Below are 267 nucleotides of genomic sequence, written 5' to 3'. Positions count from 1 at the left end.
CCTCTCGATCAAGCCGGAGAACGGCATCGAGGTGATCGCCACCGGCCGCATCGGCACCTACCCCGACCGATCGAAGTACCAGCTCGTCATCGACCGGATCGAATACGCCGGCGAGGGCGCGCTGCTCGCCCGGATCGAGATGCTGCGCAAGCGCCTGCTCGAGGAAGGCCTGTTCGCCCCCGAGCGCAAGCGCCGCCTGCCCATGCTCCCCCAGGTCATCGGCGTGGTGACTTCGGAGCGCGGTGCCGTCATCCAGGACATCCGCAC

The 267-nt window shown here is 68.2% G+C and carries 1 protein-coding gene; it reads left to right on the top strand.

Annotated features, from left to right (window positions below):
* On the top strand, positions 1–267 hold a 267-nt coding region (locus ACZ6JE_RS15275; protein ID WP_464319494.1), incomplete at both ends, for an exodeoxyribonuclease VII large subunit.

This window comes from Frigoribacterium sp. AC759 (assembly GCF_979256015.1).
Note: the sequence above shows the minus strand (reverse complement) of the source record. Positions and strands in the feature narration are given on the sequence as shown.